Below are 21,736 nucleotides of genomic sequence, written 5' to 3'. Positions count from 1 at the left end.
ATACATACAGGATCATGATTCCACCAAGCCCACCCCCTCCGGCAGAGAAGCGCCTGCACCTCTCGGACATCGCCGCGGTCGGAGGGCTTGCGCTCGTTCTGGCACTGGCGGTCTTCAACGTTCTGGCCAATATGGAAGCCGCCGGGGTCAGCCCCGGCTTCGGATTTCTGGTCCGGGAGGCCGGGTTCGACGTCAGCAGCTCGCTGATCCCTTACGCCCCCAGCGACAGCTATGCCCGCGTCATCCTGGTCGGATTGGCAAACACTGTTTTCCTGGCCGCTGTCTGTCTGGTTCTTGCGACCGTGATCGGCGTTGTCTTCGGGCTTGTCAGCGTCGGCCCCAGCCCGATCGGACGTGCCCTGGCACTGGCCTATGTCGAAGTCTTCCGCAACCTGCCCAAGCTGCTTGTACTGCTGATCCTGTTCGTCCTGGCCGTCAACGGCCTGCCGCATGTTCGCGAGGCGATCTCGGTGGGACCGTTCCATCTCTCCAACCGTTCCGTCAATTTTCCGGTTGTGGTCTCGAACCAGAGAATGTGGTTTGCCGTCGCGGCGGCTGTTGTTGGACTAGGCATCGGCTTTTTGTGGCGCGCGCGTCATAAACTTGCGGACCGCCGGAGCGGAGCGGCGGAAACCGCCGCGATCAACCTCTTGCCAATCGCCCTGCCACTGCTGGCGATCCTTGTCTTCCAGGTCCCGGTAACGGTGTCCGTTCCCGAATTGAAGGGATTTGATTTTCAGGGCGGCGGACGGCTATCGTTGCAATTCGTGGTCATCGCCGCAACGCTCGGCATCTACCACGGCGCCCAGATCGCGGAAGTGGTCCGCGGCGGCCTTCTGGCGATTCCGAAAGGCCAGACGGAGGCTGCAAAGGCGCTGGGCCTGACGCCCTGGCAGTCGATCCGCCTGATCGTCCTGCCCCAGGTGATCCGGATCGTCATCCCGCCAATGAACAACCAGTATGTCAATCTGGTCAAGAATACCTCCATTGCCATCGCGGTCGGTTATTCCGATCTGATGTCGGTCTCCGGCACCATCATCAACCAGAGCTTCAAGCCGCTGGAAATGATGCTGATCACCATGGGGCTCTACCTTGCCCTGTGTCTCGGCCTGACCACGACCTTTAACCGCTTCCATCGTCGCCTGACCAGGCGCGAGACAAGGTGACCGAATGAACTTCACCTTCGCGGCGCATCTGCGCACTGGCCTCAGGGAGGGGTTTTCGTCACCGCTGGCAGCTGCCCTGTCCCTGCTGACCGGGGGCCTGATCGTCGCAATTGCCTGGGTCTCGATCCGATGGCTGTTGCTGGAGGCCGTCTGGCCCTGGCAGGAGGCAGATGCCTGCCGCGAGACGACAGGTCTCTGCTGGCCCTTCCTGACGGAAAAGGTCCGGCTTATTCTGTTCGGCACCTACCCCTTCGACCTGCAGGCACGCCCCGCAGCCGTCTCTGTGATGTTATGCCTCCTGGCCGTTCTGACCTGCCGCCAGATGGTCGGCAAACCGCCCCGGCTCAATGCCGGGCAACTGGCCGCGATCTGGGTTCTTGTCATCGGATTGTCCTTCGTCCTGATGGGCGGCGGTGTTTTCGGCCTTCAAGCCGTCGACCCGGTGCGCTGGAACGGTTTGCCCATTCTTCTGATCCTGTCGATCGTCGCCGTTGCGCTTGCCTTTCCGCTTGGCGTCCTGCTGACGCTCGCCCGCGTGCAGACCTCCCATCCGATCCTCGCACTCCTTGCCTCTTCCTATGTGGAGATCACCCGCGGGGTCCCGATGCTGACGGTGCTGTTCGTCGGCATTTTCGTGCTGCCTCTGACGCTGCCGGCAGGTGTCAGCATTTCTCCGGTCATGGCAACACTGGTGGCACTGGTGTTCTTCCATGCGTCTTATTTCGCGGAAGATATCCGTGGCGGTCTTCTCTCCCTGCCTGCTGGACAGGGCGAAGCGGCCAATTCGCTCGGCATGACCTACTGGCAGGCCACCCGGCTTGTCGTGCTGCCACAAGCCATCCGCCGCAGCCTGCCCTCTCTCGTGAACAGTCTCATCGGGGCCTACAAGGACACCTCCCTCGTTGTCGTCGTCGGCATTCACGACCTGACCGCGACCGCCCGCATGTCCTTCGGCGATCCGGAATGGCGGGACAACGCCCTGGAAGCCTATGTGCTTGTCGGCCTGTGGTTCTTTCTGTCCTGCGCCTACCTGTCCGGCATCGGCCGGCAGCTTCATCGCAATTCCGCTTCCTGACGATCTATCCGCAAAGGCGATAGCCGCCTGGTTGCCAGCAGAAAGTCTTTGTTCTGTCCCGTAGACAGACGTCAAGAAACTGTTACAATGTACTTGTATACAGGTATTGAGGTATAGAAATTTCTCGACCAGTGTGAAGGGATGACCGCAATGAAAAATCTCCTGTCCTCAGTCGCCGCACTCACGGCGGCCTTTTTCGCAACTCCGGCTCTGTCCGGTCCGGTACTTGACGACATCATCGCCAAAGATAAGCTGATCTGCCTTGTAAACCCGAACTCGCCCGGCTTTTCGGTTCCCGACAGCCAAGGCGTCTTCCAGGGATTCAACACCGACTTCTGTCGCATGGCCGCCGCCGCGATACTCGGCGACGCCACCAAGGCCGACATTCGTGGGATCGGCTTTTCCGACTCCATGAAGACGATTGTTGCCGACGGCGCTCACATGGCCTCGCGCTCGATCACCGCCACCGGCACGCGTGACGCCGACCCGGGTCTGGCCTTCGTCGCAACGACCTTTTTTGACGGTCAGGGTTTCATGGTGCCCAAGACGCTCGGCGTCTCCAGCGCCACTGAGCTTAACGGTGCGACGGTCTGCGCCGAGGACGGCTCCACCACGCTTCTCAACATCGCCGACTGGTTCGGCGACCGCGATATCCAGTATCGTGTCGAGAACATTGCCGACAAGACCGCCCGGCTCGAGGCTTTCTTCTCCGGCAAATGCGATGTCTACGCCTCGGATGTGACCGCGCTCCTCAGCGACCGCCTGCTGTCCGACACCCCGGAAACCTACACGATCCTGCCGGAAGTGATCTCGGCCGAACCGCTGACGCTGGTGACCCAGCCAGATCAGGCTCTCGAGGCAGCCGTCTTCTGGGCGTTTCAGGTCATGCTGAATGCCGATATCCTGGGTGTCACCTCGAAAAATGTCACGGCAATCGTCGAGGATCTGGAGAGCCAGCCCAAGGCGGTTCAGCGCCTTTTTGCCGAAGACAGCGCAGCGGCAGAAATGGCCGGCAAGCTGGGCTTGCCGAAGGATTGGGCCTTCCAGGTCATCAGCCAGGTCGGTGCCTATTCCGAGGTCTTCGAGCGTCACCTGGGCAAGGAAACCCCGTTCGGGATCGACCTCTCGGAAACCGCTAATGCCCTGGTGGGTGACGGCGGCCAGATGTACGCCTACCCGATCCGCTAAACAAAATACCGGCGGGGGCGCACTGTCATCCGCCGGCAATCGTCACAAGCGTGACAGGAATGCTAGGATAACCACGGAAAGACATTGATGGAAAAATACCCCCCTGACCTTCGAGCCCGGCTGATGGAGGACGACACAAGCATTCGAACCGTTATTGCCTGCCCCGGCGGCGGGCATATTGCGACGCTCGGATTTCCCGGACTGGCCTTCGACGTTCAGGGCAATGCCTATGTTGACAGCGAACGCATGGCCGCGACGCTGTCTTCCCCCGCGCTCGCCGCCTGCGGCCTTCTGATCGTGCTCGTGGAATTCGGGGAAGTGCCTGAAGAGGCTTGGGGACTGCTGACGCAGACAGCGGCTGCAAGATCGATCCGGATCGCCCATCTGCCGATCAAGGACTACGAAGCACCCGATGGAGCTTTCATGGACCACTGGACCAAGATCGATCCCGAGATCCGCGCCCTGCTGACCTCCGGAGGAACGGTGGCCCTGTCGTGCCACTATGGCGCTGGCCGCTCCGGAACGGTCGCTGCCAGCATGCTGATCGAACGGGGCCTTTCCCCGGCAGAGGCCATCAAGACCGTCCGTGCCGGATTTGCCGATTCCATCGAAAGCGAAAAGCAGCTCCTGTGGCTGCACGGAAAGGAGCGCGCCGCCTGACCCGCCGCGCACAGAAGACAGCCCTCACTTTGTTATGGACAACGGCCACCTGACCGGGAAAATCGTTAAGCCCGTCAGGAAGCCCGGCCGTTTGCGTATCCGCCGGGCCGTCCCGGACGACAGGTTCGGTATCAGGAAAATTTGAGGTCAGCATATGATTCAGGAATTTCGGGACTTTATCGCCAAGGGCAACGTGATTGACCTGGCCGTCGGCATCATCATCGGCGCTGCCTTCACAGCCATTGTCACCAGCCTGGTCAATGACCTGATCAACCCGATTATCGGGCTCATCCTCGGTGGCATCGATTTCACGTCGATGTATGTCGTTCTGTCCGGAGACGTTCCCGCAGGCACCGGCCTTGCCGCCGCTCGTGAAAGCGGCGCCGCCGTTTTCGCCTACGGCGCCTTTCTGACGTCCTGCATCAACTTTCTGATTATCGCGTTCGTCGTCTTCATGCTGGTCAAGACGGTCAATCGGATCAAGTCCGTGGCAGAAAAGCCGGACGACGTCGAGCCGGAGGTCAAGACCGCTCCCTCGCAGATCGACGTTCTGATTGAGATCCGCGATGAACTGAAATCGTCCAGATCGCCAGCCTGATCACGCCGTCTCAGCGCCGCTGCGTCGCCGCTACGCCTGTTCGTCCCGGTATCCCCGGGGCGAACGGCCGAACACCTTGCGAAACAGCGTCGAAAAATGCTGAAGATTGCTGTATCCGCAGCGCATCGCGACTTCGCTGATCGACAGCGCCGCAAATCTCGGGTCACGCAATGCCGCAGCAACGACGTCCAGTCGTTTCTGCCGGATTTCTCCAGCGATCGAAGAGCCTTCACACTGAAAGATCGCATTGAGACGCCGCACCGAAAGGCCGGTGGCCGACGCCACACGGTTCCGGTCGAGTTCGGGATCGCGAATATGGCTGGCGATGAAACTGCGCGCCCTGAGCAGGATCTGCCGGTCGAAGGAGGACAATGCCAGATCGCTCTTGCGGCCGCCTGCCAAGCCGGTCGCAACCAGATCGAGCAGCGTTTCCTGAAGCGTGGCGGTGAAGGCCGGTGTGCCGCTTTTCAGATGAACTGAAAATGCCAGGATACTCTCCCGCACCAGGCGGCCGATGTCACTTTGCCCATCGATCCACGTCCCGCCGAGCGTCTCCGCGAACGGCAGGCGGCTCAGCAGGCTTGCCTTCGAAAACTGCAGGACCGTTTGTGAAAAGGGTTCCGTCAGATCCAGACAGTAAGGCTGGGTGCTGTCGTAGACCACCATGTCACCGGGACGCAGAACCGATGTCTTTCCGAATTGGGTCACACGCGAGGAGTTTGCCGTCTGCAGACTGACAAGGAAATCGGCCTCGGACGCAGCCCGGATATCGCTTGGACGCCGCACGACCCTGTGCGCTGTTCCCGATACTCTGGAGACCGACAGGGCCGAATGACGCTCGATTTCCAGACGGCCTTTAAAGCCGGGGCCCTCGCCAGCTTCACAGCCCAGTTGAACGTAAGAGTCGCAGACCGCTTCTCGCCAATAGGCGAAGCGGTCGCGCGGTGCGATCTCCGCTGTGCTGTATGAGGCCTGGCTGCTCATATCCGTTTCCGTGTTCGACGGATCGATTTTCGGCAGTCTGCCCAAAAACGCAAGTTTTTTGGCTCATGCGCAAAAGCAAACGCGCCGCCGCTCCGGCAGGCTGAATGGCCTAGGAGGACATCACATGACCCAGACATTCAAAGTTGCGGCCGTCCAGGCTGCCCCCTGTTTTCTCGATCTTGAGGCCGGCATCGACAAAGCCGTCCGGCTGATAGAAGAAGCTGCGTCCGCAGGAGCCAGACTGGTCGCCTTCAGCGAAACCTGGCTGCCCGGTTATCCCAACTATATCTGGCTTGGGCCCGTCGCCTGGCAGATGCAGTTTGCCGGACGCTATTTCGAAAACTCCATCGTCGCCGGATCGGATCACGAAAAGCGCCTTGCCGACGCCTGCCGGAAACACAACGTCCAGGTCTCCATGGGCTGCTCGGAACGGGACGGCGGCTCGCTCTATATCGCCCAGTGGCATTTTGACGAGACCGGGACTGTCGTGAACCGACGGCGCAAGCTCAAGCCCACTCACGTGGAACGCACGGTCTATGGCGAAGGCGACGGCTCCGATCTTAGCGTGGTCGAAACGTCTCTTGGCCGCATCGGGCAACTGGCCTGCTGGGAACACCTGCAGCCGCTGTCGAAATACGCCATGTATGCGCAGAACGAGCAGATCCACTGCGCCGCCTGGCCCAATCTCCACCTCTACAAGGGCATGGCCTATGCCCTTGGCCACGAGGTCAACAACGCGGCGTCGATGATCTACGCGGTCGAAGGCAGTTGTTTCGTTCTTGCGCCCTGTTCGCTGGTCACCAGGGAAATTCAGGAAGAGATCTGCCAGGGCGATGCGGAGAAAGAAGCTTTGTGTCCGCTCGGCGGTGGCTACACCCGCATCTACGCACCGGACGGACAGGAAATCGGCACACGGATTGCCCAGGATGAGGAAGGCCTCGTCTATGCGGAGATCGACCTTGGCATGATCGCCTTCGCCAAGGCTGCGGCTGATCCGGCAGGCCATTACGCAAAGCGGGATTCCACCAGACTGCTGCTCAACCGGAAGAAACAGCGCCCCGTCGTGGCATTCGACGATGCGCCCGGCTGGGAAGATGCAAGCGAGCTTGCAACGGCACGGCAGAGCCAGACGGAAGAGGCAGCCGAATAACCACAAACGGGCCGGTGCGTGCTATCTCCGCACCGGCTCCTTCTTGCACGGGTCCAAATTCCCTGCCCCTGCACCGCCTACACATTGGGACAAACCCGCTGAACCGCAAATTGCGCCTTGTCCAGACGTCGCGGGCACGGTCAATATCAGTTCATGACAGACGAAGACAGCAGCCCCCGCTTCCGCATCCGGCTCGTGTTCGGCCCGGATGAAATGATCGGGCCCGGCAAGGCCGAGTTGCTGGAACGCATCCAGCGCACCGGATCGATTGCGGCCGCGGGCCGCGAAATGGGGATGAGCTACAAGCGGGCCTGGCTGCTTGTGGAAACCCTGAACGTCATGTTTCGCTCCCCTCTGGTGGAACGCAGCCGCGGCGGCGCGAAGGGTGGAGGGGCACAAATTACCGAGACAGGACTGGCGGTTCTTGAGGAGTATCGTGCCATAGAACTGAAGGCACGTGCTGCGGGAGAACCGCATATCGAAAAACTGAAGACCATGCTGAGCGATATATCCAGCGGAAAATAACGCTTGCCTTTCAGGCTATTTACCCGCGATATTTCCGAAGAAACATATCGAAACTCCAAGGACCTCCCCGCATGTTCAAGTCCAGTCTCAAAACCCGCCTGCGCTCGCTGGCCGGTGCGACCGTTCTTGCAGGCCTTGCGGTCTTGCCGACAGCGGCCGCAGCAGACCAGATCACGGTATTCGCAGCAGCAAGTCTGGCTGACGCCCTCAATGAAATCGAACAGCGATTTGAAGCCGCCACGGGACACGATCTGGTGGTTTCACTGGCGGGTTCCTCGGCGCTCGCCCGGCAGATCCAGCAAGGCGCACCTGCGGATGTCTTCATTTCGGCCAATCCGGACTGGATGGACGTTCTGGAGAAGGACGGCCTTCTTGAGCCCGGCAGCCGGTTCGACCTTCTGAACAATTCGCTCGTCCTGATCGCGCACGGCCAGGAAGCTCACCCACTCGAGATTACGTCTGACCTGGACCTTGCAAACCTTCTTGGCGACAACCGCCTTGCCATGGCGCTGGTCGATGCTGTTCCCGCGGGCATCTACGGCAAGGCGGCCTTGCAAAGCCTCGGGCTCTGGGACGATGCGGAACCCCGGATCGCTCAATCGAACAATGTCCGCGCCGCACTCGCGCTGGTCGCCACCGGTGAAGCCCCCTACGGCATTGTCTATGCAACGGATGCCGTTGCAGAGGACAATGTCACTGTCGCCGGAACCTTTCCGGCAGACAGCCACCCGCCCATCGTCTATCCCGTGGCAGATCTCGCCAACCGCGACTTTCCTGCCGAAGCGGAGTTTCTCGCCTATCTCAGGGGACCAGACGCGCGCGAAGCCTTCGAACGGCAGGGGTTCGTCGTTCTCGATCGCTAGGATGCAGCCCGCTCAATGAAGACAGCTGCCGCTGGAAATTACAGCCGCCGTCCCCATATGAATGGCTTGCCGGATGTTCCGGCTCCCTCACCTCGCCCGGAAAATTCAATTTCCCGCAAGCTTCAACCGCCTCTCCCCTTGAAGCGGTTCTCCGCCCCTCGTAAAAGAGGGCAAATGAAACGGATTGAGGCCTCAGATGCTCGGCAAGATGTTCAAATCCCTTTTCGGCTCTTCCGAAGACGGTAACAAAGGCGCGTCGAAGGCTACGGCGGTGGACTACGACGGCTATATGATCGTCGCAGAACCTCAGCAGACAAATGGCCAGTGGCAGGTCAGCGGGCGCATCGAGAAACAGGTCGGGGACACAACCAAGGTCCACACCTTCATCCGTGCCGATACGCTGCCAGATGAAGAAGCCGCGAAGGCCGAGATGATCCGCAAAGCCAAAATGATGATTGACCAGGTGGGCGATAGCATATTCGATTGACCTGACAACCGGACCATCTTTGGGGACAGACGTTCCAGGTGCTACCGCGCGGTGTGGTGCGAAACCTTATCGCCGGGATCACCCCGCAATCTGAAAGCCGACATGAAACGAAATATTGTCCTGAGCCTGCCAAATCTCCTGACCTATGGGCGCATATTGGCGGTTCCTGCGGTTGCGGTCTGTTTCTATTTCGAAGGCAACACGGCCCGCTGGGTTGCCCTTGCACTGTTCGTACTGGCAGCAATCACCGATTTCTTCGATGGCTATCTGGCGCGGGCCTGGCAACAGCAATCCGCGCTCGGGCGCATGCTCGATCCGATTGCCGACAAACTGCTGGTGTCCGTCAGCCTGCTGATGCTGGCCGGCGACGGAACCATCTACGGCTGGACCATGATCGCCGCAATCATCATCCTGTGCCGGGAAATTCTGGTATCGGGCCTGCGCGAGTTTCTGGCCGAACTGCAGGTCAGCGTTCCGGTGACAAAGCTTGCCAAATGGAAGACGACCGTTCAGTTGATCGCCGTCGCCTTTCTGCTGGCCGGGCCGGCGGGAGACACCGTGTTTGCCTACACGACGCAAACCGGCCTGGTGGCGCTCTGGCTCGCGGCACTGCTCACCCTATATACAGGGTACGATTATTTCCGCGCCGGCATCGGCCACCTGATCACGGAATAGGCGCCTTCCGTAGGCGCTGACCGCATACCACCTGGAGGTTTCATGAACATCCGCTATTTCGCCTGGGTCCGTGAACGGGTTGGCGTGGAAGAGGAAACCATCGAGCTTCCGGCGTCTATCGCGACTGTGGCCGATCTGATCACACATCTGAAGACGCTCGACGACAACCACGCCGCCGCTTTCGAGGAAGAAGACGCCATTCGTGTCGCCCTCGACCAGATGCACGTTGAAACGGACGCCGCGCTTGGCGATGCGAGGGAAGTTGCTTTCTTTCCGCCCATGACAGGCGGCTGAGCGATGCCTGTTACGCCGCTCGTCCGCGTCCAGTCGGAAGACTTCGACCTTCAGGCGGAAAGCCTGCGCCTGACACAAGGCCGCAGGGACGTCGGTGCATTGGTCACCTTCACCGGCCTGTGCCGGGACGAAGCCGGCACCCTGGCAGCGCTGGAACTGGAACATTACCCCGGCATGGCCGAAGCGGAATTGACCCGGCTTGCCGAAGAAGCAGTAGCCCGCTGGCCGCTGACAGGCCTGACCGTGATCCATCGTTTCGGCAAGATCGTGCCGGGTCACAACATCGTGCTGGTGATAGCAGCCTCATCCCACCGCAGGGCCGCGTTCGAGGCAGCAGATTTTCTGATGGATTACCTGAAGACCCGCGCCCCCTTCTGGAAGAAGGAACACCCTGCGGAAGGTGGTTCCGGAGCCTGGGTCGAAGCGAAAACCGCAGACGACAAGGACGCCGCGCGCTGGACCTGAGCCGTCCGAGCGAATAGTCTGCGTTTGATTCAAGGCCGCTCCGCCGCCCCTTTCCCTTTCCAAGCTTAGCGGCTGCCCCGGCAGCCCGGTTATTTGTATTGGTGCCTACCCCGTGACACACGACAGTCAATCCTCTGGCAAAGCCGCTTCGACACCGGCGGCAACAAAGGATGCTTCCGGCTCTTCTTCCGAAGTTCTTCGGGACCCCGGCATTCCCTTTGCCGAGTTTGTGGCGATCATCGCCATGATCATGGCCCTGAATGCCATGGCAATCGATGTCATGCTGCCGGCCCTGCCCGCCATTGGCGATGCGCTCAACATCGTCGAGGAAAACAACCGCCAGTTGGTGCTCCTGTCCTATCTTGTCGGCTTTGGCAGCGCGCAGCTTTTCTTCGGTCCGGTGACCGACGCCCTCGGACGGCGTGGTGTCCTCGTCGGCGGTCTCGCGCTTTACAGCCTCGCCAGCATCGGCGCGATCTTCGCCATGGATCTCAACACGCTTCTGATTGCCCGCGTGCTTCAGGGTGTGGGCTGTGCCGCTGCGCGCGTCACCGTGCTTTCCGTCGTCCGCGATTGCTATACCGGCAGACGCATGGGCAAGGTCATGTCACTGGTGATGATGGTGTTCATGGCCGTTCCTGTGGTCGCCCCATCCATCGGCCAGGCGGTCCTCCTGATCGCGGGCTGGCACTGGATCTTCGCGCTTCTGTTGATTTCCGGTGTCACCATGATGATCTGGTCCGCTCTCAGGATGCCGGAAACCCTTGCGGTCGAAAACCGCCGACCGATGGAGGTCTCCACCATCGCAAGCGCCTACATGACGGCGCTGACGACGCGGGTGAGCCTTGGCTACACCGTGGGCACCGCCTTCATTTTTGGCGGCCTGTTCTCGTTCCTGGCAATGTCGCAGCAGATCTTCGTTGAAATATTCGACCTTGGAAATCTGTTTCCGGTCGTCTTTGCCGCGATTGCGATCAGCATGGCCGGAGCCTCCTTCACCAACGCGCAGCTGGTGGAAGCCATCGGCATGCGCCGGCTGTCCCATGGTGCGGCGGTGGTCTACACGGTTCTCGGATTTGTCGTCTGGCTTTTGGCGGCACTCGGCTTTGAGAACTTCTGGGTCTTCCTGATCCTTGCCGCGATGATCATGACCAGCTTCGGGTTCCTGGGGGCAAACTTCAATGCCATGGCGATGGAACCGCTCGGCGCCATTGCCGGAACCGCCTCCTCGGTCATCGGCACCATTTCGACGCTCGGCGGCGCGATCCTGGGCTATATCATGGGCCAGTTGTTCGACGGCACCACCCAACCACTCGGCGTCGCCTACACCATCTATGGTCTATGCGCCATCGGCTGCATTCTCTACGCGGAACGCGGGCGGATGTTCCATGCCATGCATGAAAAGCAGCTGGAGCACTAACAAGAACCTGTCGGCGCTTCACGCGACGACATCTATCGCGATCTTTCCCACGAAGGATTTTTCAAGGAATTTTTCCTGCGCGGCCCGCAGCTCGCGCAAGGGATAGGTTTTCGCGATGACGGGGCGGATCTCGCCCGCTTCGATGTAGCGCACCAGATCCTGAAAGATGGTGTCCGGCTGATAGGTGCTTCCGATAAGCGTCAGGTCTTGCAGGTACAGCGTCCGGAGATCCAGCTCGACTATCGGACCGGCAATCGCACCGGATGTGACATACCGCCCCCGGCTGCGAAGCGCATCGATCAACTGCCCCCAGGCCGGCCCTCCGACGAGATCCAGCACGACATCAAAAGACCGTTCGGGCGGAACCGCATCCCGATCCAGCGTCTCATCGGCTCCAAGGCACCGCAGTTCGGCAGCTTTTTGCGGGCTCGTGACCGCCGTGACATGAGCGCCGCGCCGTTTGGCAAGCTGGATCGCCGCAGAGCCGACACCACCGGAAGCACCGGTTATCAGCACGCGCTCGGCCTTGACCCCACCACGCTGTATCATTCCTTCAGCCGTTGAGAAGGCACAGGGAAACGACGCCAGTTCGGCATCGCTCAGGCTGGAGTTGACCGCAAGCGCGTCGTCAGACCTTGCCGTCGCATATTGCGCAAAGCCGCCAGCGCATTCAGACCCGAAAGTCCAGATCGCGGGGTCCCCGCTGCCGGTTTCCATTGATTGAAGAGCCCGGACCAGCACGCGTTCGCCGATCCGCTCAGAGGGTACGCCGTCCCCGACTGCAACCACTTCTCCGCAGCAATCGGCCCCTTGAATATGCGGAAAGGGAAGCGGCTTGCCTGTCCAGCTCCCCTCCGCCCCGGCACCATCCATATATCCGCCGGCCGCACCCGAAGCGGTATCCCCGCGAACGGCCTTGGAGTACCAGCCCGTGCGCGTGTTCACGTCGGTATTGTTCACTGAGGACGCACCGACGCGGATCAGAACCTCACCCTCCACGGGTGCGGGAACCGGCAGGTCCGTGCGCCACACCAGCTTCTCAAGTCCACCGTGCCCCGTCAGCACGACACCGTTCATGGTCTCGGGGATCGCCATACGCGCTCCTTAGGTAGAATGATCATTCTACCTATTTGCGTAGAGCCATCACTTCACCTCGTCAAGCATGACGGATACAACCACCAGGGATCGCATTGAGGCTCCGACAGTGGCCTCTCTAAGTGTGGAAACTGTGATGCAGAGCGGTCCGGTGCACGCTGATCGATCAGGGAATTACACTGGATAGCACCTCCAGTGGCACCTTGAAGCTTTCGGAAATTGGGCACGCTTCAAGCTGTCTTGAGCGTGGAACGGCCATGGTAAAGATGCAACACTTGGGTGATATGCGGGCGCTTGCGCAACGCCTCGCTTGAAAAACAGCGAAGAACTCCATAGCTCTGAGGCAGCCGCCCCCTGCGGTTCAGAGACTTTTTTGAAAACGGGACCAGGAACATGACCAGCATGCGCCGCGCCCCCATGAGGGCAGCAAACCTTCGCTAAACCGCGCTAGCGGTGCGTCGGAGGCAAATCAGGGCAACTACGCTTGCACCTGAAGCTTACCTGTTTTCAAAAATGGACCCCAAATGGGCACTTCTCAAAAAGAGGTGGCGCCGCGTTCGAGCGCTGCCCCAATTCATCATTTCTACTCTGAAAATTCCTGGATCGAAGGTACCGCGGAAGCTCAGCTCGAATTCGTCGCGAACATGGAAGGAATTCTGGGAGTGGCCGCTTTCCCGGACCTGCACCCGGGCAAATATGGGCCGGTGGGCAGCGCAATGCTGTCGGACCGGATCTACCCTCAGCTGATCGGCAACGACATCGGCTGCGGAATGTCGCTTTATGCGCTGGACCTGCCGGCCCGCAAGTTTCGACTGGACAAGGCCGCCGAAAAAATCCGTTCAATCGAAGGGATTTGGCACGGGGACGCCGGTGCACGGCTAGTGTCCCAGGGCTTGTCTCCGGATCTGCATCCTCATGCCCTCGGCACAATTGGAGGCGGCAACCACTTCTGCGAAGTGCAGATGGTCGACCATGTCCTGGAATGCGGCGCTCTCGCGGAAGCCAATCTGGAAAAGGGAGATCTCGTTCTCCTTGTTCATTCCGGCTCACGCTCTCTGGGAACATATGTCTTCGATACTGTGCAGGATCAGTTTGGTGGCTGTGATGCGGAGAGCGACGTTGGGCGGGCGTATCTGGAGGCGCATCGGCAGGCCGTCGTCTGGGCAAGTCTCAATCGTTCGCTCATCGCCGAACGGGCAGCCAGTGCCCTTCGTTGCGACTTCCGGCAGATCTGCGATGCGCCACACAACCTCATAGAGCGGCATGAGGAAGGTTTCCTGCACCGCAAGGGGGCCGCAAAGGCCGATGCCTCTCTTGTGCCGCTTGCCGGCTCCAGGGATGCCTTGAGCTACCTGCTCAAACCCCGGTTGGAAAAACCGGAAGCCCTGTCTTCGCTTGCTCATGGTGCGGGCCGAAAATACATAAGGCGCTCCATGCCAGGGCGCGTGGGCGCGACGCGGTCGGAGCGTGAAAACCTGAACCGGACATCGTTTGGCGGCCTGGTCATTTGCGAAGACCGCCAGCTCCTCATTGAAGAGGCCCCCCAGGCCTACAAGGATCCCGCGCATGTTGTTCGGGACCTTCAGGCGACGGGGCTTGCCGATCCTGTTGCCACATTGAAACCGCTCCTGACCTTCAAGAAGGCCATGGCGGAAAAGGAACAGGCGAGCAGGCAAGACAAAGAACGGCGTCTGAGAGACAGGAGGGCTGCGAGATGAATGCACCGGAAACCCTTCGTCTGCTGGTATCAAGTGGTGATGGGCCGCGTGAATGTCGCCGGGCGGTAGCGCTCGCATTGCGCCGGATGGAGCAGGAAGCGGTCGACGCTGGCGTGCGGTTCAATGCCGAACGGCCCGATGCAAAAGGACTGGACAATGACCCCTCCTCGGCTCTCGTTACCTTGAGCGGAAAAGACGCCGTGGAGATCGCGCGTGCCTGGACCGGAACCGTGCAATGGATCTGCGCAAGTCCGTTCCGTCCGAAACACAAGCGGCGCAACTGGTTTGTCGGGGTCTTTCCGGTCGAAGTTTCCGAGCTTGAGGAGGTCAATCCTGAGGTTCGAGACCTGAAGATCGAAACGTTCCGTTCAGGCGGCCCTGGTGGACAACATCAGAACACCACCGACAGCGGCGTAAGGATCACTCACCTGCCGACGGGCATTTCTGCCATCTCGACGGATGAGCGGTCCCAGCACCGCAACAAACAGGCAGCGCTTGATCGTCTGTCCGCGAAGTTCATCCTGCGGCAACAGGAGGCTCGCGGTCGAGACAGGGCCACGCAGAACCAGTTGCATCGGCAACTGGAGCGCGGCAATCCGGTCAGGGTTTTCAAGAATGACCTGTTTTCGGAGGTGAAGTGAACCAGAGGCGCTTGCACAAATCGCGGCAAACGCACACGCGCAGAAACCCTCTGACCTGGGCCTGAAAAGGAATATGGTCCGCAAAGCAAAACTTTGCGGACCATATTTGCGTCAGGGCCGGGCCAGGGCCCGCCCTTCTCTTTAAGAAAGTTCAGCCCGCTGCGGCCTGAAGGGTCGGCGACTGCGGACGCACGGCGGCGTCATAGTCCTGCATCAGGGTCTTGATGATGTCGCCGACCACGAAGGTGTTTCCGGCGATCTCGGAGACCGGAGTTACTTCGGCTGCCGTTCCCGTGACGAAGCACTGTTCGAACTCCGACAGCTCTTCCGGCATGATCACGCGCTCGACAACCTCGATGCCGCGATCCTTGGCCAGGCCAATCACCGTCTGACGGGTAATGCCGTTCAGGAAGCAGTCCGGCGTCGGTGTATGGATCTTGCCATCCTTGACGAAGAACACGTTGGCACCGGTTGCCTCGGCAACCTGGCCACGCCAGTCCAGCATCAGCGCATCGGTGTAGCCCTTGGCTTCCGCGGCGTGCTTGGAAATGGTGCAGATCATGTAGAGACCGGCGGCCTTTGCCTTGTAGGGCGCCGTGGCCGGTGCCGGACGGCGGTATTCGGCCATGTCCAGGCGAATGCCCTTCAGCCGCTCTTCCGGCTTGAAGTAGCTCGGCCATTCCCAGGTGGCAATTGCCAGGTGAATGGTGTTGTTCTGTGCCGAGATGCCCATCATTTCGCTGCCGCGCCAGGCGACGGGGCGAATGTAGGCATCGGTCAGATTCATCCGCGCCAGGGTTTCCTCCTTGGCAGCGTTGATCTGTTCTGCAGTGTAAGGAATCTCGAAACCGAGCATGTGCGCCGAGGCTAGCAGGCGCTGCGTATGCTCTTCGGACTTGAAGATCCGGCCGCCATAGGCGCGTTCGCCTTCGAACACGCTGCTGCCGTAATGCAGTCCGTGGCTGAGAACATGCAGTTTGGCTTCCGACCAAGGCACAAAGGTGCCGTCGTACCAGATATCACCACTGAGCTGATCAAAAGGCGTTCCAGCCATCTTTCATCTCCCGCTCGCTCTATGAGCGTTTTTATGTTTTCTGTTCAACAGAGGCAAATGACACCAAAGACTTGCGCCTTATTCACCGCTGTATTTTTTGCACAGCACGCCAACTATCGGTATCCTGATGGTCGCGGCGACGATGATTGGATTCGTTTATCATCTGATGCATAAAAAAGCATCAAAAAGACCGATCATTTCGTACGCAACCGGATAGAAGTAACAATCGATCAGAATTAAGTCAATATGACTGACGTAAATTTCAAACCGGACCAGCCGCCCCTCAGACAGGGGGCGGACAAAGCCCGGACACAACAGCCCGGAGGGTCAGAGTCCGATAGCGCAGACACGCTGTCGTACGACCTGATCGAGCTTCTGTTTTTTGCGTATCGCGACTTCACCGGAGATCCGGACGACGTCCTTGCCAAGTACGAATTCGGCCGCGCCCACCACCGTGTTCTGCATTTCGTGGATCGCAATCCCGGGATCATGGTGACTGACCTACTCGGCATCCTTCGGATCACCAAGCAGAGCCTTGGTCGTGTGCTGAAGCAACTGGTGGACGCCGGCATCATTGAACAGCGCGAAGGCCATCACGACCGGCGGCAGAGACTGCTCTATACCACCGACCGTGGACATGCCCTGGCAGTTGACCTGACAAGCCTGCAGCAAAAGCGCCTTGAACGCGCCCTAATTGGATTGCCAGATGGCAGCGACGAGATTATCCGCCGGTTTCTGCTGCGAATGATCGATCCCGAGGCGCGACCGCAGATCCTGCAGTTGATACGTAGTCTTTATGACCTGAAAGATTGACCGGCAATCGGTCATGGAAGGACAACGAAGCCGACATGAATGCCCAGGTGCCTGACGACAACGCCAACCATATTCTCCTGGTAGACGACGACAAGCGGATCAGGGATCTCCTGTCGAGGTTGCTCCAGGAGAACGGTTACCGTGTGACGGCCGCCGCCCATGCGGCCGAGGCCCGCACGTGCCTCTCCGGCCTGGAATTCGACCTGATCATTCTGGATGTGATGATGCCGGGCGAAACTGGTCTGGAGCTGGCCGTTTCCCTTCGCGAGGACTCCCCCGTCCCGATCCTGATGCTCACCGCGCGATCCGAAACACCCGACAGGATCGCCGGGCTTGAGGCCGGCGTCGACGATTATCTGTCGAAGCCGTTCGAACCGCGCGAACTGATGTTGCGCATTGCAGCCATCCTGCGTCGTGGCAACCAGCAGCCGGTCATCGTCAGCGAAGAGATCCACTTCGGGCCTTTCTCGTACAATTCAACGCGCGGAGAACTCAAGAACGGCGAAGACATGGTGCGCCTCACCGATCGGGAAAAGCAGATCCTGTCGATTTTCGCAGAGCAGCCCGGCGCGACAGTCCCTCGCCACAAGATCGTCGGCGACGATAGCGGCCTGGGCGAGCGCACGGTGGACGTTCAGATCAATCGGCTGCGCCGCAAGATCGAAACCGATCCCGGCAACCCGATCTACCTGCAGACGGTGCGCGGCATCGGCTACAGGCTTGCGTGCGACTGAACCGGACCGCAATGGCCAAATTAGACAGCTTCCTCCGGCGCTTTCCCCTGACGGTGCCCTTGAAACCGCTGCTGGCGGTCTACCGTCAGGTATCCCGGCTGATGTACCGGGTCATGCCGAAGGGTCTCTTCACACGAACCTTTCTGATCATCGTTACACCGATCGTGATCCTCCAGTCGGTGCTCGTCTTCGTGTTCATGGAGCGGCACTACCAGCTGGTCTCGCGCAGGATGTCGGAAGCGGTGGTGCGCGAGATTGCGGCCGTCGTTTATGTGCTGGAGAACTATCCCCAGGACCCGGAATACGCCAACATCGAGGAACTCGCCTCGCGCGCGCTCGGCATGTCCATGACGGTAACACCGCTGGAGCCCTTGCCGCCGCCCACGCCCAAACCGTTCTTCGACGTTATCGACAAGGAACTGAGCCAGGCAATCGGCCAGCGCATCGGCAAGCCGTTCTGGATCGACACGGTCGGCAGGTCCCGCTTCGTCGAGATCCGCATCCAGCTGAAGGACTCGATCCTGCGCGTCTTCACGCGGCGCAGTCAGACATATGCCTCCAACTCGCATATCTTCCTGGTCTGGATGTTTTCGACCTCTCTTGTCCTGGTGATCATCGCGCTGTTGTTCCTGCGCAATCAGATCCGCCCGATCATCCGGCTGGCCAATGCGGCGGAAGCCTTTGGCAGAGGTCGCCCGGTCGAGAACTTTCGCGCCAGCGGCGCGCGCGAAGTTCGCCGCGCGAGCCTGGCCTTCATCGACATGCGGCGACGGATCGAGCGGCAGATCGAGCAACGTACCACCATGCTTGCAGGTGTCAGCCACGATCTCAGGACCATTCTGACGCGCCTCAGGCTGCAGCTTGCGTTCCTCGGCGGCACGCAGGAGAGCGAAGCGATGCGCAAGGATGTCGACGAGATGAGCCATATGCTGGAGGACTATCTCGCCTTCGCCAGCGGCTACGGCGACGAGGACATCCAGAAGACCGATATCTCCCTGCTGCTGGAAGAACTGGAAGAAGAAGCGGAGATCTCCGGGCATGACGTGACGACGCGCTTCGAAGGGCCACCGGAAGTGCAGGTACGCCGCCTGTCCATGAAGCGAAGCCTCTCCAATCTGGTCACCAATGGCTGCAAATACGGCAATCAGGTCGAAGTGCTCGGCAAGATTGATAGAGGCTGGCTGACGATTACGGTCGATGACGACGGTCCGGGTATTCCCGAAGACCAGCGTGAGCTTGCGTTCAGGGCCTTCCACCGCCTCGACCTTGCCCGCAACATGGATCAGACCGGCAGCGGGCTTGGCCTTGCCATCGCCCGTGACATCGCCCGCGCCCACGGGGGCGACCTCTACCTGGAGGACAGCCCGATGGGGGGACTGAGAGCAAGGTTGCGTATCCCGGCGTAGGACAGCGCTGTTTCCCCGAAAATGGAAACATCAACCAATTCAGCCGAAAAGCTTGTCTTTTCGGCTGTCTGTCTGCTTCAATTGAAAGTCTTTCAAGTCAACGCAAGACAATCGCAACCCGATTTCTGGTTGACTGACCAAACATCAATTTTCTACCAAGGTGTCGGCTGGTTCTTGCCCCCGTTTTCCACCAGCCGAACGCATTCCGATGAGACGGGGCCCCAAGGAATGCACGATGCCTGAAATTCTTCTGAAAAACGCCGACACCGTCCTGACGATGGACGATGACCGCCGGGAACTTTCCGCCGTCGACATTCGCCTGCGCGATGGCGTGATCACGGAAATCGGAACGGATCTGGAAACCTCTGGCGAAAAGGTCTCCGCGCGCGGGTGTGTCGTGACACCCGGTCTTGTGAACACGCATCATCATCTTTTCCAGAGCCTGACCAGAGCCGTCCCCGGCGGCCAGGACGCGTTGCTTTTCGGCTGGCTTCAAACCCTTTATCCGATCTGGTCCCGCTTCGGCCCGGAGGAAATGTTCGTGTCTGCCCAGACCGGACTTGCCGAACTGGCCCTGTCCGGATGCACACTCAGCTCCGATCATCTCTACCTTTATCCCAACGGCTCAAGGCTTGATGACACCATCGCCGCGGCAAAAGAGATCGGCCTACGCTTCCATCCGACCCGCGGCGCAATGAGCATCGGCGAGAGCGACGGCGGCCTGCCGCCGGACAGTCTGGTGGAGCAGGAAGCCGGCATTCTGGAAGACTCTATCCGCGTCGTCGACGCCTTTCACGATCCGTCGGACGGTGCGATGGTCCGTGTAGGTCTGGCCCCCTGCTCTCCTTTTTCCGTCAGCCGCGACCTGATGCGGGACGCCGCTCTGCTGGCCCGCGACAAGAAGGTTATGCTGCATACCCATCTTGCGGAGAACGACGAGGACATTTCCTATTCGCAGGAAAAATTCGGCTGCCGCCCGGGGCAATATGCCGAGGATCTCGGCTGGACGGGCCCGGATGTCTGGCACGCCCATTGCGTTAAACTGGATGATCGGGAAATCCGGCTGTTCGCCGGCAGCGGCACCGGCGTTGCCCATTGCCCCTGTTCCAACTGCCGGCTTGGCAGCGGCATAGCCCCCGTCCGGGCGATGCGTGACGCCCGGGTGAAGGTGGGGCTCGGCGTGGATGGTTCGGCCAGCAATGATGCCGGCAATCTGGTTCTGGAAGCGCGTCAGTCGATGCTGCTACAGCGGGTGGCAAACGGCGCGGATGCAATGTCCGCCCGTGAAGCCTTGGAAATCGCCACACGCGGCGGCGCCGATGTGCTGAACCGTCCCGATTGCGGCCGGATAGCCGTCGGCAAACGCGCCGATATCGCGCTGTGGGATATTTCGGGTATCGAGAGTGCGGGAAGCTGGGACCCGGCAGCCTTGCTGCTCGCAGGCCCAACGCGCGTGAAGCACCTGTTCGTGGAAGGCCGTCAGATCGTCAACGACGGCCAGATCACCACACTCGACCTGCCCAAGGTCATCGAACGCCAGAACCGGCTCGCACGAAAGCTAAACGCCTGAACCTTGAACGCTCGCAGGTACCGGAACCGGCGCAGGATCAGTAAAGCCGTCCACCGATCGGCACGTCCTTGGTCGGCGACAACAGAACCACCTCGCCGTCCTCGTCTGGAACACCGAGTGTCAGCACTTCGGACATCACCGGCCCGATCTGGCGCGGCGGGAAATTCACCACCGCCATCACCAGTTTGCCAACCAGCGTTTCCGGAGTGTAGTGCTTGGTGATCTGTGCGGAGGTTTTCTTGATGCCGATTTCGGGGCCGAAATCGATCTGCATCTTGTAGGCGGGTTTGCGCGCTTCAGGAAATTCCTCGGCCTTGATAACCTGGCCGACGCGCACATCCACCTTCAGGAAATCGTCGAAACTGATCTGGTCGCTCACGGAAACAATCCTTTTGTGCTTGTTCTGCGAGCGACCATGGACGGCCATATGACCGTTCGCAAGGGCCTGGACCGCGCTCAGGCGCCTACCGGAGCTTCTCCGCCAAGGTCTGTGTCTTCCCGGCCACTTTCGTGCCGGTCACGGCGCCGGCCGGATCGTTCGGAGGCCTTGCGGAAGAACGACCGGACACCTTTCGCGACGCCATCCAGCTTGTTCAGCCGTTTCATGAACGACGTGCCCTTGTCCAGTTCCTTGTCGAGACGCGCCATGGTGCGTGGCATGCCCTCGTCTTCCTCGTCCAGCCAGACGCCAACCACACGGCCAAAGGCAATGGACAACCCCTGGGCCACCACGGTTGCCTTGACACCGGAAACATCTATGCCTGCGGCGATCAGCATCCATTTCTGCGACCGGACTTCAAGTGCATTGAAATCGAGTGCGAGCGCCGGGTCCTTCCGGGCCGCCTTTTGGAGCGCACGCACCGCTTCCTTGTGCTCGGCCATCGCGTCAATGCGGCTCATCAGGATGTCGAACAGGCGGTCGCGCGGCGGCTGGTCGCCCATGTCCTCGTCGCGTTCGTCCAGAACAACGGTGTCGATCTGCTCCAGAAAGGCCGCAACCAGCTTCAGCTTCGATGCATAGGCGCCGCGCATTTCTGAAAGCTTGACCTTTGCCGTCTCGGCAATCAGCGGCAGCGAGACGTCTTCATAAGGATGTTCAGACAACAGATCGAGAAAGGTTTTCAGGATCTTCTGCTTGGTCTTCACGGTCGCCAT

Annotated in this window: 24 protein-coding genes; 19 read left to right on the top strand and 5 right to left on the bottom strand. The window is 60.1% G+C overall.

What is annotated here, in order from left to right:
* Nucleotides 1–14 precede the first annotated feature (14 nt).
* The 5 genes from FMN63_RS19445 to mscL all read left to right on the top strand — a co-directional run bounded on the left by FMN63_RS19445 (nucleotide 15) and on the right by mscL (nucleotide 4,687).
* Nucleotides 15–1,166 (top strand): ABC transporter permease subunit, encoded by a 1,152-nt coding sequence (locus FMN63_RS19445; RefSeq protein ID WP_148585837.1) that lies wholly within the window; start codon nucleotides 15–17, stop codon nucleotides 1,164–1,166.
* Nucleotides 1,167–1,170: 4 nt separating this feature from the next.
* A complete protein-coding gene (locus tag FMN63_RS19440; protein WP_148585836.1) occupies nucleotides 1,171–2,241 on the top strand; it encodes an amino acid ABC transporter permease in 1,071 nt (356 codons plus the stop codon).
* A 150-nt stretch (nucleotides 2,242–2,391) separates the two neighbouring features.
* Nucleotides 2,392–3,429, top strand: coding sequence for a type 2 periplasmic-binding domain-containing protein (locus tag FMN63_RS19435; RefSeq protein ID WP_162530077.1), 1,038 nt, complete (start codon nucleotides 2,392–2,394; stop codon nucleotides 3,427–3,429).
* Nucleotides 3,430–3,516: 87 nt separating this feature from the next.
* Nucleotides 3,517–4,089, top strand: a complete 573-nt coding sequence (locus FMN63_RS19430; RefSeq protein ID WP_148585834.1) for a phosphatase domain-containing putative toxin — start codon at nucleotides 3,517–3,519, stop codon at nucleotides 4,087–4,089.
* Between the two features lie 154 nt (nucleotides 4,090–4,243).
* On the top strand, nucleotides 4,244–4,687 hold the full coding sequence (gene mscL, locus FMN63_RS19425; protein WP_148585833.1) for a large conductance mechanosensitive channel protein MscL: 444 nt from the start codon (nucleotides 4,244–4,246) through the stop codon (nucleotides 4,685–4,687).
* A 30-nt stretch (nucleotides 4,688–4,717) separates the two neighbouring features.
* Here mscL and FMN63_RS19420 read toward each other — a convergent pair whose 3' ends face one another.
* On the bottom strand, nucleotides 4,718–5,671 hold the full coding sequence (locus FMN63_RS19420; protein WP_148585832.1) for an AraC-like ligand-binding domain-containing protein: 954 nt from the start codon (nucleotides 5,669–5,671) through the stop codon (nucleotides 4,718–4,720).
* Nucleotides 5,672–5,795: 124 nt separating this feature from the next.
* On the opposite strand from FMN63_RS19420, the gene FMN63_RS19415 reads away from it, so the two are divergent.
* The 8 genes from FMN63_RS19415 to FMN63_RS19380 all read left to right on the top strand — a co-directional run bounded on the left by FMN63_RS19415 (nucleotide 5,796) and on the right by FMN63_RS19380 (nucleotide 11,550).
* Nucleotides 5,796–6,821, top strand: a complete 1,026-nt coding sequence (locus FMN63_RS19415; protein ID WP_148585831.1) for a carbon-nitrogen hydrolase family protein — start codon at nucleotides 5,796–5,798, stop codon at nucleotides 6,819–6,821.
* A 153-nt stretch (nucleotides 6,822–6,974) separates the two neighbouring features.
* Nucleotides 6,975–7,346, top strand: coding sequence for a winged helix-turn-helix domain-containing protein (locus FMN63_RS19410; protein ID WP_148585830.1), 372 nt, complete (start codon nucleotides 6,975–6,977; stop codon nucleotides 7,344–7,346).
* Between the two features lie 71 nt (nucleotides 7,347–7,417).
* Complete coding sequence (gene modA, locus FMN63_RS19405; RefSeq protein WP_148585829.1) at nucleotides 7,418–8,209, top strand: molybdate ABC transporter substrate-binding protein; 792 nt, start codon at nucleotides 7,418–7,420, stop codon at nucleotides 8,207–8,209.
* 196 nt (nucleotides 8,210–8,405) lie between these two features.
* Nucleotides 8,406–8,696 (top strand): HlyU family transcriptional regulator, encoded by a 291-nt coding sequence (locus tag FMN63_RS19400; protein ID WP_148585828.1) that lies wholly within the window; start codon nucleotides 8,406–8,408, stop codon nucleotides 8,694–8,696.
* Nucleotides 8,697–8,798: 102 nt separating this feature from the next.
* The gene (pgsA, locus tag FMN63_RS19395) at nucleotides 8,799–9,371 is read left to right on the top strand and encodes a CDP-diacylglycerol--glycerol-3-phosphate 3-phosphatidyltransferase (RefSeq protein ID WP_022998065.1); all 573 of its coding nucleotides are present in this window, start codon (nucleotides 8,799–8,801) and stop codon (nucleotides 9,369–9,371) included.
* A 42-nt stretch (nucleotides 9,372–9,413) separates the two neighbouring features.
* Nucleotides 9,414–9,665 carry a molybdopterin converting factor subunit 1 gene (gene moaD, locus FMN63_RS19390; protein ID WP_148585827.1) on the top strand — a complete coding sequence of 84 codons (252 nt, stop codon included), beginning with the start codon at nucleotides 9,414–9,416 and terminating at the stop codon, nucleotides 9,663–9,665.
* Between the two features lie 3 nt (nucleotides 9,666–9,668).
* Entirely contained in the window at nucleotides 9,669–10,130 is a 462-nt protein-coding gene (locus tag FMN63_RS19385) for a molybdenum cofactor biosynthesis protein MoaE (protein ID WP_148585826.1), read from the top strand.
* Between the two features lie 112 nt (nucleotides 10,131–10,242).
* On the top strand, nucleotides 10,243–11,550 hold the full coding sequence (locus tag FMN63_RS19380) for a multidrug effflux MFS transporter (protein WP_148585825.1): 1,308 nt from the start codon (nucleotides 10,243–10,245) through the stop codon (nucleotides 11,548–11,550).
* An 18-nt stretch (nucleotides 11,551–11,568) separates the two neighbouring features.
* Here the strand turns inward: FMN63_RS19380 and FMN63_RS19375 are convergent, their stop codons facing one another.
* The gene (locus FMN63_RS19375) at nucleotides 11,569–12,645 is read right to left on the bottom strand and encodes an alcohol dehydrogenase family protein (protein WP_148585824.1); all 1,077 of its coding nucleotides are present in this window, start codon (nucleotides 12,643–12,645) and stop codon (nucleotides 11,569–11,571) included.
* 524 nt (nucleotides 12,646–13,169) lie between these two features.
* Between FMN63_RS19375 and FMN63_RS19370 the strand changes: the two genes are divergently transcribed.
* Together FMN63_RS19370 and prfH are read left to right on the top strand one after the other, a co-directional pair.
* Nucleotides 13,170–14,363: an RNA ligase RtcB family protein gene (locus FMN63_RS19370; RefSeq protein WP_148585823.1), complete on the top strand. Its 1,194-nt coding sequence runs from the start codon at nucleotides 13,170–13,172 to the stop codon at nucleotides 14,361–14,363.
* Complete coding sequence (gene prfH, locus FMN63_RS19365; protein ID WP_148585822.1) at nucleotides 14,360–15,004, top strand: peptide chain release factor H; 645 nt, start codon at nucleotides 14,360–14,362, stop codon at nucleotides 15,002–15,004. The genes FMN63_RS19370 and prfH overlap by 4 nt, the downstream gene beginning before the upstream one ends.
* 151 nt (nucleotides 15,005–15,155) lie before the next feature.
* On the opposite strand, the gene FMN63_RS19360 is transcribed toward prfH, so the two are convergent.
* The gene (locus FMN63_RS19360; RefSeq protein WP_148585821.1) at nucleotides 15,156–16,058 is read right to left on the bottom strand and encodes a branched-chain amino acid aminotransferase; all 903 of its coding nucleotides are present in this window, start codon (nucleotides 16,056–16,058) and stop codon (nucleotides 15,156–15,158) included.
* Nucleotides 16,059–16,304: 246 nt separating this feature from the next.
* Between FMN63_RS19360 and FMN63_RS19355 the strand changes: the two genes are divergently transcribed.
* From FMN63_RS19355 to FMN63_RS19340, 4 genes are all read left to right on the top strand, one after another.
* Nucleotides 16,305–16,871, top strand: a complete 567-nt coding sequence (locus FMN63_RS19355; protein WP_205514151.1) for a MarR family winged helix-turn-helix transcriptional regulator — start codon at nucleotides 16,305–16,307, stop codon at nucleotides 16,869–16,871.
* A gap of 35 nt (nucleotides 16,872–16,906) precedes the next feature.
* Complete coding sequence (locus FMN63_RS19350) at nucleotides 16,907–17,605, top strand: response regulator (RefSeq protein ID WP_148587254.1); 699 nt, start codon at nucleotides 16,907–16,909, stop codon at nucleotides 17,603–17,605.
* A gap of 11 nt (nucleotides 17,606–17,616) precedes the next feature.
* Nucleotides 17,617–19,011 carry an ATP-binding protein gene (locus FMN63_RS19345; protein WP_148585820.1) on the top strand — a complete coding sequence of 465 codons (1,395 nt, stop codon included), beginning with the start codon at nucleotides 17,617–17,619 and terminating at the stop codon, nucleotides 19,009–19,011.
* Between the two features lie 235 nt (nucleotides 19,012–19,246).
* Entirely contained in the window at nucleotides 19,247–20,581 is a 1,335-nt protein-coding gene (locus tag FMN63_RS19340) for an 8-oxoguanine deaminase (RefSeq protein WP_148585819.1), read from the top strand.
* Nucleotides 20,582–20,618: 37 nt separating this feature from the next.
* Here the strand turns inward: FMN63_RS19340 and FMN63_RS19335 are convergent, their stop codons facing one another.
* Both FMN63_RS19335 and FMN63_RS19330 read right to left on the bottom strand, forming a co-directional pair.
* Entirely contained in the window at nucleotides 20,619–20,960 is a 342-nt protein-coding gene (locus FMN63_RS19335; protein ID WP_148585818.1) for a tRNA-binding protein, read from the bottom strand.
* A 77-nt stretch (nucleotides 20,961–21,037) separates the two neighbouring features.
* Entirely contained in the window at nucleotides 21,038–21,736 is a 699-nt protein-coding gene (locus FMN63_RS19330; RefSeq protein WP_148585817.1) for a TetR/AcrR family transcriptional regulator, read from the bottom strand.

This window comes from Stappia sp. BW2 (assembly GCF_008107695.1).
Classification (GTDB): Bacteria; Pseudomonadota; Alphaproteobacteria; order Rhizobiales; family Stappiaceae; genus Roseibium.
Note: the sequence above shows the minus strand (reverse complement) of the source record. Positions and strands in the feature narration are given on the sequence as shown.

Coding starts and splice junctions, on each gene's coding strand:
- FMN63_RS19445 (WP_148585837.1), top strand. CDS start 15: ATGATTCCACCAAGCCCACCCCCTCCGGCAGAGAAGCGCCTGCACCTC.
- FMN63_RS19440 (WP_148585836.1), top strand. CDS start 1,171: ATGAACTTCACCTTCGCGGCGCATCTGCGCACTGGCCTCAGGGAGGGG.
- FMN63_RS19435 (WP_162530077.1), top strand. CDS start 2,392: ATGAAAAATCTCCTGTCCTCAGTCGCCGCACTCACGGCGGCCTTTTTC.
- FMN63_RS19430 (WP_148585834.1), top strand. CDS start 3,517: ATGGAAAAATACCCCCCTGACCTTCGAGCCCGGCTGATGGAGGACGAC.
- mscL (WP_148585833.1), top strand. CDS start 4,244: ATGATTCAGGAATTTCGGGACTTTATCGCCAAGGGCAACGTGATTGAC.
- FMN63_RS19420 (WP_148585832.1), bottom strand. CDS start 5,671: ATGAGCAGCCAGGCCTCATACAGCACAGCGGAGATCGCACCGCGCGAC.
- FMN63_RS19415 (WP_148585831.1), top strand. CDS start 5,796: ATGACCCAGACATTCAAAGTTGCGGCCGTCCAGGCTGCCCCCTGTTTT.
- FMN63_RS19410 (WP_148585830.1), top strand. CDS start 6,975: ATGACAGACGAAGACAGCAGCCCCCGCTTCCGCATCCGGCTCGTGTTC.
- modA (WP_148585829.1), top strand. CDS start 7,418: ATGTTCAAGTCCAGTCTCAAAACCCGCCTGCGCTCGCTGGCCGGTGCG.
- FMN63_RS19400 (WP_148585828.1), top strand. CDS start 8,406: ATGCTCGGCAAGATGTTCAAATCCCTTTTCGGCTCTTCCGAAGACGGT.
- pgsA (WP_022998065.1), top strand. CDS start 8,799: ATGAAACGAAATATTGTCCTGAGCCTGCCAAATCTCCTGACCTATGGG.
- moaD (WP_148585827.1), top strand. CDS start 9,414: ATGAACATCCGCTATTTCGCCTGGGTCCGTGAACGGGTTGGCGTGGAA.
- FMN63_RS19385 (WP_148585826.1), top strand. CDS start 9,669: ATGCCTGTTACGCCGCTCGTCCGCGTCCAGTCGGAAGACTTCGACCTT.
- FMN63_RS19375 (WP_148585824.1), bottom strand. CDS start 12,645: ATGGCGATCCCCGAGACCATGAACGGTGTCGTGCTGACGGGGCACGGT.
- FMN63_RS19370 (WP_148585823.1), top strand. CDS start 13,170: ATGGGCACTTCTCAAAAAGAGGTGGCGCCGCGTTCGAGCGCTGCCCCA.
- prfH (WP_148585822.1), top strand. CDS start 14,360: ATGAATGCACCGGAAACCCTTCGTCTGCTGGTATCAAGTGGTGATGGG.
- FMN63_RS19360 (WP_148585821.1), bottom strand. CDS start 16,058: ATGGCTGGAACGCCTTTTGATCAGCTCAGTGGTGATATCTGGTACGAC.
- FMN63_RS19355 (WP_205514151.1), top strand. CDS start 16,305: ATGACTGACGTAAATTTCAAACCGGACCAGCCGCCCCTCAGACAGGGG.
- FMN63_RS19350 (WP_148587254.1), top strand. CDS start 16,907: ATGAATGCCCAGGTGCCTGACGACAACGCCAACCATATTCTCCTGGTA.
- FMN63_RS19345 (WP_148585820.1), top strand. CDS start 17,617: ATGGCCAAATTAGACAGCTTCCTCCGGCGCTTTCCCCTGACGGTGCCC.
- FMN63_RS19340 (WP_148585819.1), top strand. CDS start 19,247: ATGCCTGAAATTCTTCTGAAAAACGCCGACACCGTCCTGACGATGGAC.
- FMN63_RS19330 (WP_148585817.1), bottom strand. CDS start 21,736: ATGGCGACCGTGAAGACCAAGCAGAAGATCCTGAAAACCTTTCTCGAT.